This is a genomic window from Halolamina pelagica (genome assembly GCF_900115675.1).
GTDB lineage: Archaea > Halobacteriota > Halobacteria > Halobacteriales > Haloferacaceae > Halolamina > Halolamina pelagica.
In genome coordinates this window covers 286804-302032 of sequence record NZ_FOXI01000004.1, presented here as the reverse complement: position 1 = coordinate 302032, position 15229 = coordinate 286804, and the positions used below count along the sequence as shown (strand labels likewise).

General features: G+C 67.5%; 16 protein-coding genes. 7 read left to right on the top strand and 9 right to left on the bottom strand.

Features of this window, described 5'->3' with window-relative positions; genetic code table 11:
* The 3 genes from BMZ83_RS08055 to BMZ83_RS08045 all read right to left on the bottom strand — a co-directional run.
* Nucleotides 1–1274, bottom strand: a 1274-nt coding sequence (locus BMZ83_RS08055; protein ID WP_143076912.1) for an AMP-binding protein, incomplete at its 3' end; no start/stop codon positions are given.
* A gap of 74 nt (nt 1275–1348) precedes the next feature.
* Entirely contained in the window at nt 1349–3049 is a 1701-nt protein-coding gene (locus BMZ83_RS08050; RefSeq protein WP_074877454.1) for an acyl-CoA mutase large subunit family protein, read from the bottom strand.
* A 106-nt stretch (nt 3050–3155) separates the two neighbouring features.
* Nucleotides 3156–3521, bottom strand: a complete 366-nt coding sequence (locus BMZ83_RS08045; protein ID WP_074877453.1) for a winged helix-turn-helix domain-containing protein — start codon at nt 3519–3521, stop codon at nt 3156–3158.
* A gap of 130 nt (nt 3522–3651) precedes the next feature.
* On the opposite strand from BMZ83_RS08045, the gene BMZ83_RS08040 reads away from it, so the two are divergent.
* Nucleotides 3652–4359: a helix-turn-helix domain-containing protein gene (locus BMZ83_RS08040; RefSeq protein WP_074877451.1), complete on the top strand. Its 708-nt coding sequence runs from the start codon at nt 3652–3654 to the stop codon at nt 4357–4359.
* A gap of 78 nt (nt 4360–4437) precedes the next feature.
* Nucleotides 4438–4893, top strand: a complete 456-nt coding sequence (locus tag BMZ83_RS08035) for a pyridoxamine 5'-phosphate oxidase family protein (RefSeq protein WP_074877449.1) — start codon at nt 4438–4440, stop codon at nt 4891–4893.
* Here the strand turns inward: BMZ83_RS08035 and BMZ83_RS08030 are convergent, their stop codons facing one another.
* Nucleotides 4894–5031 carry a DUF7560 family zinc ribbon protein gene (locus tag BMZ83_RS08030; protein ID WP_074877447.1) on the bottom strand — a complete coding sequence of 46 codons (138 nt, stop codon included), beginning with the start codon at nt 5029–5031 and terminating at the stop codon, nt 4894–4896.
* A 312-nt stretch (nt 5032–5343) separates the two neighbouring features.
* Nucleotides 5344–6390 (bottom strand): M42 family metallopeptidase, encoded by a 1047-nt coding sequence (locus BMZ83_RS08025; protein WP_074877445.1) that lies wholly within the window; start codon nt 6388–6390, stop codon nt 5344–5346.
* Between the two features lie 139 nt (nt 6391–6529).
* Between BMZ83_RS08025 and BMZ83_RS08020 the strand changes: the two genes are divergently transcribed.
* Nucleotides 6530–6793: an MTH865 family protein gene (locus BMZ83_RS08020; protein ID WP_074877443.1), complete on the top strand. Its 264-nt coding sequence runs from the start codon at nt 6530–6532 to the stop codon at nt 6791–6793.
* A gap of 49 nt (nt 6794–6842) precedes the next feature.
* Here the strand turns inward: BMZ83_RS08020 and BMZ83_RS16835 are convergent, their stop codons facing one another.
* Nucleotides 6843–6986: a hypothetical protein gene (locus BMZ83_RS16835; RefSeq protein WP_166623229.1), complete on the bottom strand. Its 144-nt coding sequence runs from the start codon at nt 6984–6986 to the stop codon at nt 6843–6845.
* 119 nt (nt 6987–7105) lie between these two features.
* Between BMZ83_RS16835 and BMZ83_RS08015 the strand changes: the two genes are divergently transcribed.
* Nucleotides 7106–8161 (top strand): glycosyltransferase, encoded by a 1056-nt coding sequence (locus tag BMZ83_RS08015; RefSeq protein WP_074877441.1) that lies wholly within the window; start codon nt 7106–7108, stop codon nt 8159–8161.
* Nucleotide 8162: 1 nt separating this feature from the next.
* Here the strand turns inward: BMZ83_RS08015 and BMZ83_RS08010 are convergent, their stop codons facing one another.
* Both BMZ83_RS08010 and BMZ83_RS08005 read right to left on the bottom strand, forming a co-directional pair.
* Nucleotides 8163–8867, bottom strand: a complete 705-nt coding sequence (locus tag BMZ83_RS08010) for a plastocyanin/azurin family copper-binding protein (RefSeq protein WP_074877439.1) — start codon at nt 8865–8867, stop codon at nt 8163–8165.
* Between the two features lie 56 nt (nt 8868–8923).
* Nucleotides 8924–9565 (bottom strand): FAD-dependent oxidoreductase, encoded by a 642-nt coding sequence (locus BMZ83_RS08005; RefSeq protein WP_074877437.1) that lies wholly within the window; start codon nt 9563–9565, stop codon nt 8924–8926.
* 161 nt (nt 9566–9726) lie between these two features.
* Here BMZ83_RS08005 and BMZ83_RS08000 point away from each other — a divergent pair, with 161 nt between their 5' ends.
* Nucleotides 9727–11478 carry a 2-oxoacid:acceptor oxidoreductase subunit alpha gene (locus BMZ83_RS08000; protein ID WP_074877434.1) on the top strand — a complete coding sequence of 584 codons (1752 nt, stop codon included), beginning with the start codon at nt 9727–9729 and terminating at the stop codon, nt 11476–11478.
* Nucleotides 11475–12335 (top strand): 2-oxoacid:ferredoxin oxidoreductase subunit beta, encoded by an 861-nt coding sequence (locus BMZ83_RS07995; protein ID WP_074877432.1) that lies wholly within the window; start codon nt 11475–11477, stop codon nt 12333–12335. The genes BMZ83_RS08000 and BMZ83_RS07995 overlap by 4 nt, the downstream gene beginning before the upstream one ends.
* A 12-nt stretch (nt 12336–12347) precedes the next feature.
* Here BMZ83_RS07995 and BMZ83_RS07990 read toward each other — a convergent pair whose 3' ends face one another.
* Nucleotides 12348–13733 (bottom strand): MATE family efflux transporter, encoded by a 1386-nt coding sequence (locus BMZ83_RS07990; RefSeq protein ID WP_074877430.1) that lies wholly within the window; start codon nt 13731–13733, stop codon nt 12348–12350.
* Between the two features lie 238 nt (nt 13734–13971).
* On the opposite strand from BMZ83_RS07990, the gene BMZ83_RS07985 reads away from it, so the two are divergent.
* On the top strand, nt 13972–15210 hold the full coding sequence (locus BMZ83_RS07985) for a digeranylgeranylglycerophospholipid reductase (protein ID WP_074877429.1): 1239 nt from the start codon (nt 13972–13974) through the stop codon (nt 15208–15210).
* Nucleotides 15211–15229: the final 19 nt, after the last annotated feature.

Here is a 15229-nt window from a genome sequence, read left to right as displayed (position 1 = left end):
TCGGTCTGCCACCACGTGTCCACGACCGGGCAGGACTCGTCGCCGATGTGCTTGTAGTACCACTTCCAGGCGCGGGGGTTGATCGGCTCGCCCACGGTACCCAAGAGGCGCAGACTCGACAGATCGTGCGCGTCGGGGTACTCCGTCCCCCACTTCATGAACGCCCGGATCGCCGTCGGTGCCGTGTAGAGTTGCGTGGCCTTGTACTCCTCGACGATCTCCCAGAGACGGTCGCGCTCGGGGTAATCCGGGGTTCCCTCGTACATCATCGTCGTCGTCCCGAGCGCGAGCGGGCCGTAGACGATGTAGGAGTGGCCGGTGATCCAGCCGATGTCGGCCGAACAGAAGTACGTGTCCTCGGGCTTGATGTCCAGTACCGCGTGAGAAGTCCACGCCGCCCACGAGAGGTAGCCCCCCGTCGTGTGTTTCACGCCTTTGGGCTGGCCCGTGGTGCCGGAGGTGTACATGAGGAACAGCATGTCCTCGGCGTCCCGCGCGACCGGTTCGACCTCCGCACCCTTCTGTGCGTGGACGGCGTCGGTCCAGAACGTCTGGGTGTCACCGAGTTCGTGATCGAACGAGTCCGCCTCGGGCAGTCGGTTGACGACCAGCGTCTCCGTCCCGTGGTCGACGCCATCGAGGCCCTCGTTGGCCTTCTCGAGGTGGTCGAGCGGGTCGCCGCGCCGGTAGTAGCCGTCGGCGGTGATTAGGTACTCCGAGTCGGCGGCGTTCATCCGGGTCGCGAGCGCGTCGGCGGAGAAGCCGGCGAACACGACCGAGTGCGGCGCGCCGATGCGGGCGCAGGCGAGCATCGCGATGGGGAGTTCCGGGATCATCGGCATGTACATCGTGACGACGTCGTCCTCGCCGACGCCCAGCTCCCGCAGCGCCGCGGCCGCCTCGTTCACCTCGCGATGCAGTTCCTCGTACGTGTAGGTGCGGTTGGCCTCCTCGGTGGGTTCGCCGACCCACTCGATCGCGGCCTCGTCGCCGCGCTCGTCGAGATGGCGGTCGAGGCAGTTGGCCGAGGCGTTGAGTTCGCCGCCCGTGAACCACTCGAAGAAGGGCGGGTTCGAGTCGTCCAGTACGGTGTCGTACTCGGTCTCCCAGTCGAGCATGTCCGCCGCCCCCTCCCAGCAGTCGGGCCAGTTCTCCTCGAACTCCTCGTAGACGCCCGGATCGGCGACGTTTGCCTGCTCGACGAACGACTCCGGCGGCTCGAAGCTGTCCTGCGCTTCGAGTCGGGCTTCGAGTTCAGTGTCATCGTCCGACATAGTCAGGACTACTGTGTGTCGTCGCGGACATAAACCCCACCTCCTGCGGCGAAAACCGTGAGAACGCCGGCCGGTCAGGCCAGCCCGATCTTCTCGCGGTACTCGCCGTACTCGGCCTCGAACACGTCCATGATCTCGCCCATCGTCGCGTACGCCTTGACGGCGGTGATGATGTGGGGCATCACGTTCTCGTCGTCGTCGATGGCGTCCTGCAGGTCGTCGAGCGCGGCCTCGACGGCCTCGTCGTCGCGCTCCTCCTTGACTTCGGCGAGGCGCTCGCGCTGGTGTTCGGCGACCTCCTCGTCGACCTTGAGCACCTCCGGCGAGGTGTCCTCCTCGGAGACGTACTTGTTGACGCCGACGACGACCTCCTCCTCGTCCTCGACGCGCTCCTGGTACTCGTAGGAGGACTCCTGGATCTCGCGGTGGAAGTACCCCTCCTCGATACCGGTGAGGACGCCGTCCCGGACCGAACCGTCGCCCATCTCCTTGATCGTCTCGATGTACTCCATCGCTTCCTCCTCGACCTCGTCGGTGAGGCTCTCGACCATGAACGAGCCCGCGAGCGGGTCGACGCTGTCGGCGGCGCCGGACTCCTCGGCGATGATCTGCTGGGTCCGCAGCGCGACCCGGACCGCCTCCTCGCTGGGCAGCGCCAGCGCCTCGTCGTAGGAGTTGGTGTGGAGGCTCTGCGTGCCGCCGAAGACGCCCGCCAGCGCCTGGATCGTCACCCGGACGATGTTGTTCAGGGGCTGCTGGGCCGTCAGCGACTGGCCGGCCGTCTGGGTGTGGAACTTCAGCTGTTTGGACTCGTCGGCCTCGGCGTCGTACCACTCGTCCATCACGCGGGCGTAGATGCGCCGCGCGGCGCGGAACTTCGCGACCTCCTCGAAGATGGAGTTGTGGGAGTTGAAGAAGAAGCTGAGCTGGGGCGCGAACTCGTCGACGGCCATCCCGCGGTCGAGACAGTCCTCGACGTACGCGAACCCGTCGGCGAGGGTGAACGCGAGCTCCTGGACCGCCGTCGAGCCGGCCTCCCGGATGTGGTAGCCCGAGATCGAGACCGGGCTGAACTTCGGCGTCTCCGCGGCCGCGAACTCGATGGTGTCGGTGACGATATCCAGCGACGGCTCGGGGGGGATCACCCACTCCTTCTGGGCGATGAACTCCTTCAACATGTCGTTCTGGAGGGTGCCACGCACCTCCTCGCGGGGGACGCCCTGCTGGTCGGCCAGCGCGAGGTACATCGCGTAGATCACCGGCGCCGAGGGGTTGATCGTGAACGACGTGGACACCTCGCCGACGTCGATCCCGTCGAAGAGGATCTCCATGTCCCGCAGCGTGTCGACGGCGACGCCCTCCTTCCCCACTTCCCCGAGGGCCATGGGGTCGTCGGAGTCAAGCCCCATCAGCGACGGCATGTCGAACGCCGTCGAGAGACCGGTCTGACCCTCCTCGATCAGGTAGTGGAACCGCTCGTTCGTGTCCTCGGCGGAACCGAACCCGGCGAACTGCCGCATCGTCCACGTCCGCCCGCGGTACATCGTCGGGTACGGGCCGCGGGTGAAGGGGAACTCGCCGGGGTTGCCCAGGTCCTCCTCGTAGTCGAGATCGGCCACGTCGGTCGGGTCGTACAGTCGGTCGATCTCGAGGTTCGAGACCGTCGCGAAGCGATCCTTTCGCTCGCCGTAGGCATCGAGCGTCGGGTCGACCGTCTCTCGTTCCCACTGCTCACGGGACTCACGTATCTCCGCGAGGTCCTCGTCGTCGTACATGGCCTGACCTTTCGCCGGAACGATTATGAAGGGTTCGGGTAGCGAAGGGGACTAGCCGGGGGAGACGGAGGGTATAAATCGGTTATCGCGATACAGAATCGGTAGGTTACTGTTCGCAGCCGACCACACGGACCTCGGTCCCGTCGTCGCCGATGGAGAGTTCGACACCCTCGATGCAGCGCCGGTACTCGCTGGCGTGTTTCCCGGAGCTCCGGATCCGGATTCCCTCCTCCAGGAGGCCGAGGTCGACCAGCCGTTCGATCTTGCGGTAGGCCGTCGACGACGGGATGTCACAGCGTTCGACGATGTCCTTCGCCGACAGCGGTTCGTCGCCGGTGACTTCGAGGACGGATCGACAGTCGGAGTCGTCGAGCGCGGCGAGCAGGTCCGTGATCTCGTTCTCGGAACGGATGACTTCCGCCGAGTCGGTGCCAGGGCGTTGGTTCTTCGGAGCGGAGACGGCGTGGCTCATACTCCACAGTGGGGCTTGCTCCCCCACAAGCATGAAGCACGGATATTGGGGGTGGTTTATAAGCTACCGGCCGTCTTCGGGACGACCACCGCACTCAAGAGGGTTCGAACACGATACGGGGGTACCACACATGAGCACCGGTATCCGGGCCACCGTGACGTTCGATAGCCCGGCGGGCTGTTCAGTCGCCCGGTTCTCGGCAGCGGCCGACACGGAGATCGACAGCGTCGCCACGAGCGTCTCCGCGACGGGGCCGCCAGTGACGGAGTTCCTCGTCGACGTTGACACGTCGACACGCGAGTCGGACGGGTCACAGCCCGATGGCGACGACGCGTTGAACCAGTCCGGTAGCCAGGCACAGTCCGAGCCGGTTGCGACCACCGAGCCGGTGTTCTCCTACGGCACCGCCGACGTCTACCGGGTCGAGCACGCGGACGACTGTCCGTGTACGTGTCTGGGCCAGTTCGACTGCCCGATCCACCGCTTCCTCGCGGGGGAAGGGGAGCTCACCGTCGTCTTCCACGCCGAGACGTTCGAGCAGCTCCAGGAGGTGACCGCCACGCTGCGTGACCGGTTCCCCTCGATGGACGTTCAACAACTCCTGCAGCCCCCGTTGTCCGGGAGCCCCGAGGACCGGCGGTTCGTCAACTACGGGAAGCTCACGGACCGACAGCAGGAGGTGCTCCGGACGGCGTACCGCGAAGGGTACTTCGAGCGCCCCAGGGAGGCCAACGGCACCGAACTCGCCGACGAGCTGGGTATCTCGCAGTCGACGTTCGCCGAACACCTCACCGCCGCCCAACGCAAGCTGTTCGGGGACGTGTTCGACGACGGGTAGGCGACGCCGAGGTCGACTCCGATTCGGCTACGCCAATCGTAATGGATTAACCGGACGCTCTGTTGGGTCGGGGTAAGGATGCCACTCGCCCGAGAGACCGAGATGACGCGCGAGGAGACGGACGCGTTTCTCGGTGAGAACGAGACGGGAGTGCTTTCGCTCGCCGAGGGCGACGACCCGTACGCCGCGCCGGTCTCGTACGGTTACGATGCAGGGAGAGCGTCGTTCTACTTCCGGTTAGTCTCGACGCCGGAGAGCGAGAAACGCCGGTTCCTGGACGCCAACACGAGCGCTCGCTTCGTCGTCTACGGCGACGACGACAAGGGGGCGTATCGCAGCGTCGTCGCCGAGGGGACGCTCAACGAGACCGACCCGAGCGAACTCTCCGTCGAACAGATCGAGCAGTACGGCGACGCCGAACGGCCGCTGTTCGAGATCTGGGGCGAGCCGAAGGAGGACCTCGACATCCGACTGTACGAGTTCGAGACGACGAACCTGACGGGGCGGCGAACCGAAGTCGATCGCGACGCCTGATTACTGGTCGCAAAAGTGAGCGGACTGGGCGGGTGCCGAGCAGACCGGACAGCCGTTTTCGAGGATGGCCTCACGCATCGGTCCGTTGACCTCGATCTGCTGCCCGCATTCCTGACAGACGTACTCGTACTCCTTCATCAGTTTCTCTCTGGATTGGGTAGGCGGTGGTTCGACCCTACGTAGGAAAGGGGTTTCCTCTTAGGAGTCGGTGTCGGAAAATCCCACCCTGTAGGAACCGGCGTCGATCGACGCCGATAGGGGGAAACGTTCCAGCACGGAGGCTGGAACTGGTCGCGTGCCGCAGTTGGTCACACACGACTCCGGCAACAGTTCCGAGGTTCCAGCACGGAGGCTGGAACTGGTCGCGTGCCGCAGTCGGTTACACACGACTCCGGCAACAGTTCCGAGGCTCCAGCACGGAGGCTGGAGCAGGTCACGTGCCGCAGTCGGTTACAGCGAATAGTCGTGGTCGCCGTCCTCGCTCTCGAGGAACGCGGTCAGCAGGTCGATGGTGGCGCGGATGTCGTCGCCGTTCGCGGTCTCGGTCACCGTGTGGAGGTAGCGCGTCGGGATCGAGAGAGCGCCCACCGGGATGGCGCCGTTGGTGTTCTGGAACCCGGCCGTGTCGGTGCCGCCGGAGGGGAGTACCTCCAGCTGGTGTTCGATCCCGCCGTCCTCGGCGACCGACTTGAGCCGCTTGTGGACCTTCGGCGTCGTGATGACCGAACTGTCCTTCAGTTTGATCGCCGCGCCGTCTCCCAGCGCGGTGACGTGGTCCTCCTCGCTGACGCCCGGGATGTCGCTCGCGATGGTCACGTCGAGCGCGATCGCGAGGTCCGGATCCACGTCGACCCCCAGCGCGGTGGCGCCGCGGATGCCGACCTCCTCCTGAACGGTCGCACAGAAGTGGATCGTGGCGTCGGGATCCTCGATCTCGCGGGCGGCCTCGAGCATCGCGAACAGGCAGACGCGGTCGTCGAGGGCCTTCCCCGTGACCGAATCGCCCATCTCGATCGTCGACTGGTTCATCGTGACCACGTCGCCGACACTCACCAGCTCCTCGACCTCCTCGGCGTCGCGGCCGAGATCGACGACGCGGTCGCCGACCTCCTCCTCGCCGTCCTCCGCGTCGTCGAGCGTGTGCGGCGGGACCGAGCCGAAGACGCCGGTGACGTCCTCCTCACCATGAACAGTCACGCGCTGGGCGCGGAGCACGCGCGCGTCCCAGCCGCCGAGCGCGTCGAGTTTGAGGAACCCGTCGTCGTCGATGTGTTTGACCATGAAGCCGATCTCGTCCATGTGGGCGGCGACGGCGACGGAGTAGTCCGAATCGCCCTCGATCGTCCCCACGACGTTCCCCATCGCGTCGGTGCGGACGTGGTCGGTGGTCGCCCCCAGCTCATCGCGCACCATCTCGCGCACGCGGTCCTCGTACCCGGGGACGCCGCTGGTCTCTGTCAGGTCTCGCAGCAGGTCGAAGTCGAACTCGAACGCCATGGCGGTAGCTCCCGCCCTGCGACCTAAAACCGGGCGGTTCCGGCCAGTCACGCGGGTTCTTCCGGGCGTGGGTGGAACCGCCGAGACGTTCCCCCGCGTTTCGGAAACGCTTATCCGACCTTCGGCGGCATTGGGGAGTATGGCCGACGAAGAAACCGAACGCGAACTCCGTGCACAGCTCACCGACGCTTTCGAGGGTGCCGACTTCCCCGTCGACAGCCAGATGGACCTCGTTCCCGCCCTCCCTCAGGGGCCGAGCACGAAGTTCGAGGCGGGCGACGTCTCCTTCACGGCGATGGAACTGGCCGCGAAGCTCGGTGGCGAGCAGGAGTTCCCCTACAGCGACGTCGAGACGCTCGTCGACGACGTGATGGAGGGGCTGGAAGCACAGGGGATGCTGTAACCGATACGGCACAGTTTGGCCGGCGCCGCCGTGCACCGACGACCGTCTTTTACAGGAAGTAGATCATCAGTACGCCGGCGCCCAGCACCAGCACGAGCCACAGCAGCGTGATGAGCAGCAGGCGGTTGGCGTAGTACTGCTCCTCCTCCGTCGTGCCGGTGGCGCCGTCGTTCTTCGAAGTCGAGTTTGCCATTACTCCCAATAGCCGTTCGCCCCTTACTTAGCTACCGGTGACTACCCGCCGCGAGGGGTCCCCGCCACCGGCAAACCGAGTCGGGGCAGTTTTTACCCCCCGCGGAGCAACCACTCGCCGTGCACGTCGCGTTCGTCTCCATGGAGACCGCCCACCACGTCGAACGGCGGGGGCTGGAGCGAGCGCAGCGGACCGCCCGCATGCTGGCGGATCGAGGCCACGACGTGACGTATCTCTGTTCGCAGTGGTGGGGCGGCGACGCCGTCCCGACGTTCGAACACGAGGGCATCGAGTACCGCCGGGTGACCCGCGAGCCCGCGACCGGCGCCTTCGCCGCGAAGCTCCCGACGGCGCTGTGGCGCACCGGCGCCGACGTGATCCACGCGGTTCACGGCCCGCCGCGACACGTCGCCGTCGCCGAGAAGGTCGGGACGATGCTCCGGACGCCCGTGCTCGTCGACTGGTTCGGTGACGGCCCGAACGAGCCCGGGAGCGAACCCCGGGCCGCAGCGGGGGCGGATCTGGTGACGACCCCCTCGGAGCTGGTCCGGACGCGCGTCCGCGAACACGGCGCCGACGACGGGGCGGTCCGGATCGTCCCCGAGAGCATCGACGTGGACCTGATCCGGGAGGCACCGACCGACGACCGGTTCGACGTGGTGTACGCCCGACGGCTGGACGAACACGCCAACGTGGGCACGCTGCTACTTGCGCTCGCCGAGCGGCGCCGACGCGACTGGTCGGCGGCCATCGTCGGGGACGGCCCCGAACGCGAGCCGATCGAGGCCGCCGCCCGCGACCTCCGGATCGACGACCGGATCACGTTCACCGGCGCGCTCTCGGAGCGTGAACGCGTCAGCATCTACAAGGGCGCACACGTGTTCGCGCAGACGGCCTCCGCCGAGGTGTTCGCGACCGAACTCCTCCGGGCGCTGGCGTGTGGCTGTCTGGGCGTCGTCGAGTACCAGGCCGACTCCAGCGCGCACGAGCTGGTGGAGGGCGTCGACCGCGGCCGCCGGGTGACGAGCCCGGAAGGACTGGCCGACGTGATCACCGAAGCCGGGAACGTCCCGCGCCGCGAGCACAGCGACTCCTTCGAGCAGTTCGATCACGACGCCGTGCTCGACACGTACCTGAACTGCTACGAGAACCTCAAGGGCGGCGGCCTACTGTAGCCTACCCCTCGGTCTCGTGACCGGGGTTGTCGCCGCCGTACTTCAGGAAGAAGAAGGCGATCAGCAGCGTCGCCACCATCGCGAAGGCGGCGCCGACGCCGAGGGTCTTCGCGCTGTCGGGCACCGCGGGGCCGGCGGCCCCACCGCCGCCGCCATCACCACCCGCGTCGGCGGACACAATGACCGTACCCACCATCCCGACCTGCTCGTGGGGAATACAGAAGTAGCCGTACTCCCCCTCGACCTCGAACGTGTGTTCGTAGGACTCGCCGCCGGGGATGTCCCCCTGCTCGGGGTAGGCGTCGCGTGCGGGCTGTTCGGCGTCGAAGCCGCCGGAGGCGAAGTACTCCGCCTCCTCGGGGATCTCGTCCTCGTAGGCCGTCACGCTGTGGCCGACGGTGCCGACGTTCTCCCAGACGATCGTGTCCCCCGGGGCGATCGTGATCTCGTCCGGGTCGAACACGAGATCGTCGGTCATGTCGACGGTGTGGGTCTCGCCGCCACCGCCGCCGCCACCGGTGCTGGTTCCGGTCGCGGTCCCGTTCCCCGTCGACGTCCCAGTCGCCGTCCCGTTCGACGTTCCGGTCGGGGTCGCGGTCTCGGTCCCCTCCTGTGCCGCCGCGGTCCCGGCTGTCGCCGCCGTCGCGGCGCCGACGGTGCCTGCTCGGAGGAACGAGCGGCGAGAAAGGGCGTCGTCGTTATCCATACACCCGGGTTGTAGACGCCCGATAGTGAATACTTTGGTTCGGTCCCGACCCCGAGCTACCCGAACGACTCGACTTTCGCGCCGTCCGGATCGCCGCCCGCGGCCTCGATCGCCTCGGTCGCGGTCTCCACGAACCCCGCGAATCCGTAGACGAACACGCCTTCGCCCGCCGCGTTCGTCAGCGCGTCGTCGACTGCGGCGGCGAAGGCGTCGTCGCCCTCACCGAGGGTGGTCACGTCGGCGCCCGCGTCGACGAGCGCGTCGAGTCGCTCCGCGTGGGCCGGCTCGCCGTCGTGCCGGTAGACGACCGCGGCCTCGGCGTCGTTGGCGACGGCCGCCTCCGCGATCGCGACGGCGGCGCCGACGCCGGGGCCGCCCGCGAGCACGACCGCGCGCGCCTCGCCGTCGTAGTACTCCTCGCCGTACGGGCCGGCGACGGCGACCTCGTCGCCGGCCGAGAGGTCGGCGAGGTAGTCGCTGAAGGGGCCGCCCTCCTCGGCGACCTCGACGGTGATCTCGAAGGTGTCCTCGGTGTCGGGCGAGGAGAGCGTGTAGAACCGCGCGTAGCTCTCGCCGGAGACCGCACCGGAGAGCCGGACGAACTGGCCGGCGAGCCCCTCGAACCCCTCGGGCGTCTCGAACGTCAGCGTGAACGTGTCGGGGCCGACCGACTCGCGGTCGACGACGGTGGCGTCCATGCCGCGAGGTTCCGTCTCGGCGGGGAAAGCCGCTTCCCTTCCCGGCGAACCGGGGATCGACACGAACGGTCACCTTTCCCCGGTTCCACACGGTCGTAACTGACCGTTTGACCCGGCGCTTCAGAAGGCTTTTGCGGGCGCCGGAGGTAGTTCGTGCCAGCATGCCTGCGGACTTCAACTGGGCCATCGGCGGCGAGGCCGGCGATGGCATCGACTCGACCGGGAAGATCTTCGCGAGAGCACTGTCCCGGGCCGGTCGACACGTGTTCACGTCGAAAGACTTCGCCTCACGTATCCGCGGCGGGTACACGGCGTACAAAGTTCGGACCTCGATCGAGCAGGTCGAGAGTACCGTCGACCGCCTCGACGTGCTGATCGCGCTGACCCAGCGCACCGTCGACGAGAACGTCGACGAACTCCACGAGGGGTCGGTGATCATCTACGACGGCGAGCGCACGTCGATGGCCGACCTCGAGATCCCCGACGGGATGGTCGGGATGGACGTCCCCCTCAAATCGCTGGCCGAGGAGGCCGGCGGCGCCATCATGCGCAACATCGTCGCGCTCGGCGCGGCGTGTGAGGTCACGGAGTTCCCGATCGAACACCTCGGCTCCTCGCTGGAGAAGCGCTTCAGCGACAAGGGCCAGTCGATCGTCGAGAACAACAAGACCGCCGCCGAACTCGGCGCCGAGTACGTCGCGGAGAACTACGAGGCCGAGTGCGACGACTTCGAGTACGAGCTCGAGACCACCGACGAGGACTACGTGCTCATCAACGGCGACGAGGCGATCGGCATGGGCGCCCTCGCGGCCGGCTGCCGGTTCTACTCGGGCTACCCCATCACCCCCGCGACCGACGTGATGGAGTACCTGACCGGGCGACTCGAGCGCTACGGCGGCCACGTCGTGCAGGCCGAGGACGAGCTCTCGGCGATCAACATGGCGCTGGGCGCGGCACGCGCGGGTGCGCGGTCGATGACCGCGACCTCCGGGCCGGGTATCGACCTGATGGCCGAGACGTTCGGCCTCGTCGCCCAGAGCGAGACGCCGCTGGTCATCTGTGACGTGATGCGCTCGGGGCCCTCGACGGGGATGCCGACCAAGCAGGAGCAGGGCGACCTCAACATGGCCCTGTTCGGCGGGCACGGCGAGATCCCGCGGTTCGTCGTCGCGCCGACGACGATCTCGGAGGCGTTCTGGAAGACCGTCGAGGCGTTCAACCTCGCCGAGAAGTACCAGACGCCCGTCTACCTGATCGCCGACCTCGAGATGGCGGTCACCGAGCAGACGTTCCCGCCGGAGGCGTTCGACATGGACGAGGTCGAGATCGACCGCGGGAAGATCGTCGACGAGGACGAGATCGACGAGTGGCTCGACGACGAGGGACGCTTCCGGGCCCACGCCGCCACCGAGGACGGCATCAGTCCGCGCGCGCTCCCCGGCACGACCGACGGCGCGCACATGTCCACGGGGCTCGAGCACAACGAGCTCGGCCGGCGGACCGAGGACACCGAGATCCGCGTCGAGCAGGTCCAGAAGCGCCAGCGGAAGGTCGAGACCGCGAAGGAACGGGAGGACTGGAGTCCCCGTGAGTTCGGGAACCCGGACTCGGACAACCTCGTCGTCTCGTGGGGGTCCAACGAGGGGACCATCGTCGAGGCGATGGACCTGATGGACGAGGACGCGCCGGAGTTCCGGTTCCTCTCGGTGCCGTACCTGTTCCCGCGGCCGGACCTGACGGAGGCCGTTGAGGACGCCGAGCAGGTCGCCGTCGTCGAGTGTAACGCGACCGGGCAGTTCGCGGACGTGCTGGAGCACGACACGCTCCAGCGCGTGGATCGGGTGAACAAGTACAACGGCGTCGGGTTCAAAGCGGACGAGCTCGCCGAAGAGATCACGGAGGTGCTCCAATGAGCAGCGACGTTCGATTCATCGACTTCAAATCTGACAAGCAGCCCACCTGGTGTCCCGGCTGCGGCGACTTCGGGACGATGAACGGCATGATGAAGGCGCTGGCGAACACGGGCAACGACCCCGACAACACGTTCGTCGTCGCCGGCATCGGCTGTTCGGGCAAGATCGGCACGTACATGCACAGCTACGCGCTCCACGGCGTCCACGGCCGCGCGCTCCCCGTGGGCACGGGCGTGAAGATGGCCAACCCCGACCTCGAAGTGATGGTCGCGGGCGGCGACGGCGACGGCTACTCCATCGGCTCGGGCCACTTCATCCACGCGGTGCGCCGGAACGTCGACATGAGCTACGTCGTGATGGACAACCGTATCTACGGGCTCACCAAGGGCCAGGCCTCGCCCACCTCGCGCGAGGACTTCGAGACGTCGACGACGCCCGAGGGGCCGAAGCAGCCGCCGGTCAACCCCCTCGCGCTCGCGCTCTCCGCGGGCGGGACGTTCATCGCGCAGTCGTTCGCGTCGGACTCCCAGCGCCATGCGGAACTGGTCCAGCAGGCCATCGAGCACGACGGCTTCGGCTTCGTCAACGTGTTCTCGCCGTGTGTCACGTTCAACGACACGGACACGTACGACTACTTCCGCGACAACCTCACGGACCTCGCGGAGACCGACCACGACCCGTCCGACAAGGAGGACGCCACCGACCGCATCATGGACGGCAACGAGTATCAGGGGATCCTCTACCAGGACGAGAACTCCGTCCCCTACCACGAGGCCCACGGCGTCACCGAGGACATGACCGAGATCCCGGACGGCGCCCCCGAGAACGCGACGGACCTCGTCCGCGAGTTCTACTGAGGCCGTCCGCGGCTACTCGCCCTCCGGTTCGCTCTCCTCCTCCCGCTCGGCGATCATCGAAGCCGCAGTGTCGGCCCAGCCGCCCCAGTAGAAGCCGGCGGCGACGATGACCGCCCAGCAGGCGTAGCTCAACACCATCCCGACGTAGACGCCGACCAGCCCGTAGCCGAGCGGGACGGCGAGCACGTACGAGGCGCCAAGCAGGAAGACGAACGTGCCGGCGAGCCGGGCGTAGAACGGCGTCCGGGTGTCGCCGGCCCCCCGTAGCGCCCCCGCGAGCGGGAAGAACACTCCGAAGAAGGGCATCGAGACGGCGAACACGCGCGTGAACGCCACCGCGTGCCTCCTCGTGGCGGGGTCGTTCGTGAACACGGCGACGATGCGCTCGGCGCCGAGGAACATGACGGCACCGGCCGCCGTCAGCAGCGCGAAACTGAGCACGAGCAGCGAGACGGCGTCGCGTCGCGCCTCGGCCGCCTTCCCCTCGCCGAGGGCCTGCCCGACGATGATGCTGGTGACGGTGCTGGCCGACCGGTAGAGCGGCCCGGTGAGTTGCTGGTACACCCGCCGGCCGATGTGGTACGCGGCGTTGGCCTCCGTTCCGAACAGCAACAGCAGGGAGTTGAACGGGAAGTTGGCGATCGAGGTGCTCATCCCCTCCGCGAACGACGGCAGGCTGACGCTGACCACCTGTCGTGCGACGGTCGTGTCCCACGTCGGTTCCAGCGAGAGCGCGGTACGGGGCGTCGCGATCGCGGCGGTGACGAGCGCCGCCTCGATGGTGCGGCTGATGGCCGTCGCCAGGCCGACGCCGACGATCCCCATCCGCGGGAACTGCCAGATACCGAGGCCGAGAGCGACCGTCAGCCCGGCGTTGACGAGGTTGACGCCGCCGTTGAGCACCATCGGCGTCCGGGTATCGCCGGCACCTTGCAGTGCTCGCGCGCCGACGAGACCGACGATGCGCATGGGGGCGACGCCGAAGACGAGCGTGAGGTACAGGCCGCCGAGTCGAGCGACTTCCCGCTCCGCGCCGAGTAATGCGATGAGCGGCCGGCCGTGGAACAGTCCCACAGCCACGAGGGGGAGCCCACAGAGCGCGCCGATGACCAGCGCCAACGTGATGGCGCGGTCCCGGCTCACCTCGGCGTCGCGGCCGGTGTCCTGACTCGACAGCGTGATCGCACCTGCACCGAGGCCGAGACCGACCCGAAGGGGGAGTTGCGCGTAGAGGTCAGCCAACCCCACGGCGGCGACGGCGGCGGGGGAAAACAGGCCGGTGACGATGATGTCGACGGTCCGCATCAACGTCGTGAACGTGTGCTGGACGGCGACGGGCCAGCCGAGGCCGGCCGCCCGCCGCCAGACACTCCCCACCCGTCGGCCGAAGAGTTCCATCCGCCTACCCGGACGGGCGAGCAGGGTAACAAAACACGGGTGGGAGCAAGACTGCGGGTGTTTCGGATGCGAGGCCGCGGCTCACCTGTTACCGGGCCCGATATGGAACCCGGTGTTACGATCCCGAGCGTTCCGTCCCGTTCGACCCGACTGGAAACCGCCGTAGTACGCCACTGGCTCGCAGCGTTTCACTCCGGAGTTAGCAACACTCATTACGCACACGCCGCTTCGTGTGTTCATGTCCGACCGTTTTGACGTGGTCATCGCGGGGGCGGGGCCGGCGGGCGCACAGTGTGCCCGTGACCTCGCCCAGCGAGGCTACGACGTCGTCCTCCTGGAACTGGAGTCGGAGGACGAGTTCCCGCGTCAGAGCAACAAGTCGACCGCCGGCACGTTCCCGTCGATGATGGCGTCCTTCGGCGTCCCTGACGACGTGGTGATGAACTACACCGACGACGTCGTGCTCGAGTCGCCCAACCACCACTACGTCCAGAACCAGCCCGGCGCCGTGTTGGAGTTCGCGGAGTTCAAGCAGTGGCTCGTCGCCGACGCCCGAAAGAAGGGCGCGGAGGTGTGGTTCGACGCCCGCGTCTCCCGACCGATCACGGAGGACGACAAGCCCGTCGGCGTGCGGTACAACGGCGAGGAGGAGGTGTACGGCGACATCGTCGTCGACGCCACCGGGCCCGCCGCGCCGCTGGCGAAGGATCTGGGCGTCAGCGACCTCGAACGGAAGAAGCAGGCCATCGGCGTGGAGTACGAGATGGCGGGGATCGAGATCGACCACCCCGAGTACGCCGACCTGACGGACTCGATGATGCTGCGCCTCGACCACGACCTCGCGCCCGGCGGCTACTCCTGGATCTTCCACACCGGCGGCGACGAGGCGAAGGTGGGGCTGTGTTACATCCAGAACGACAGCCACCGCAAGCACGGCAAGGAGGGGATGAGCATCGACGACTACCTCCAGTACTGGCTCGACACCGACCCGCGCTTCGAGAACGCCGAACGGCTGGAGGGGAAGGTCCACCGCGGCTCGGCCCACATCCAGACGCCGGGCGAGCTCAGCACTGACAACTTCATGGCCATCGGCGACACCGTCCCCACCATCGACCCGCTCTGGGGCGAGGGGATCCACAAGGGGATGCAGTCCGGCCGCGCGGCGGCGACGACAGCCGACCGCTGTCTCACCCCCGAGGACCCCGACACCTCGGCGTCGGCGATGGCGGTGTACAACAAGCTCTGGCACAGCGAGGTCGCCCCGCGGATGCGCGAGCGCCTGCTGATGACGGAGCTGCTCTATCTCGCGCCCAACTCCCGCTACGACAAGCTGATGACCGACCTGAACGCCACCGAGGAGGAGACGCTCGCGAAGGTCAACGCCGGCAACCTCGGCGCGATGCGCAACCTGCTCCGTCTGAGTGACGTGCCGCTGCTCGCGAAGTTCGCGCGCGAACGGTTCTCGGACTCGCGGTAGGCCACAACCCCTTTTCGGC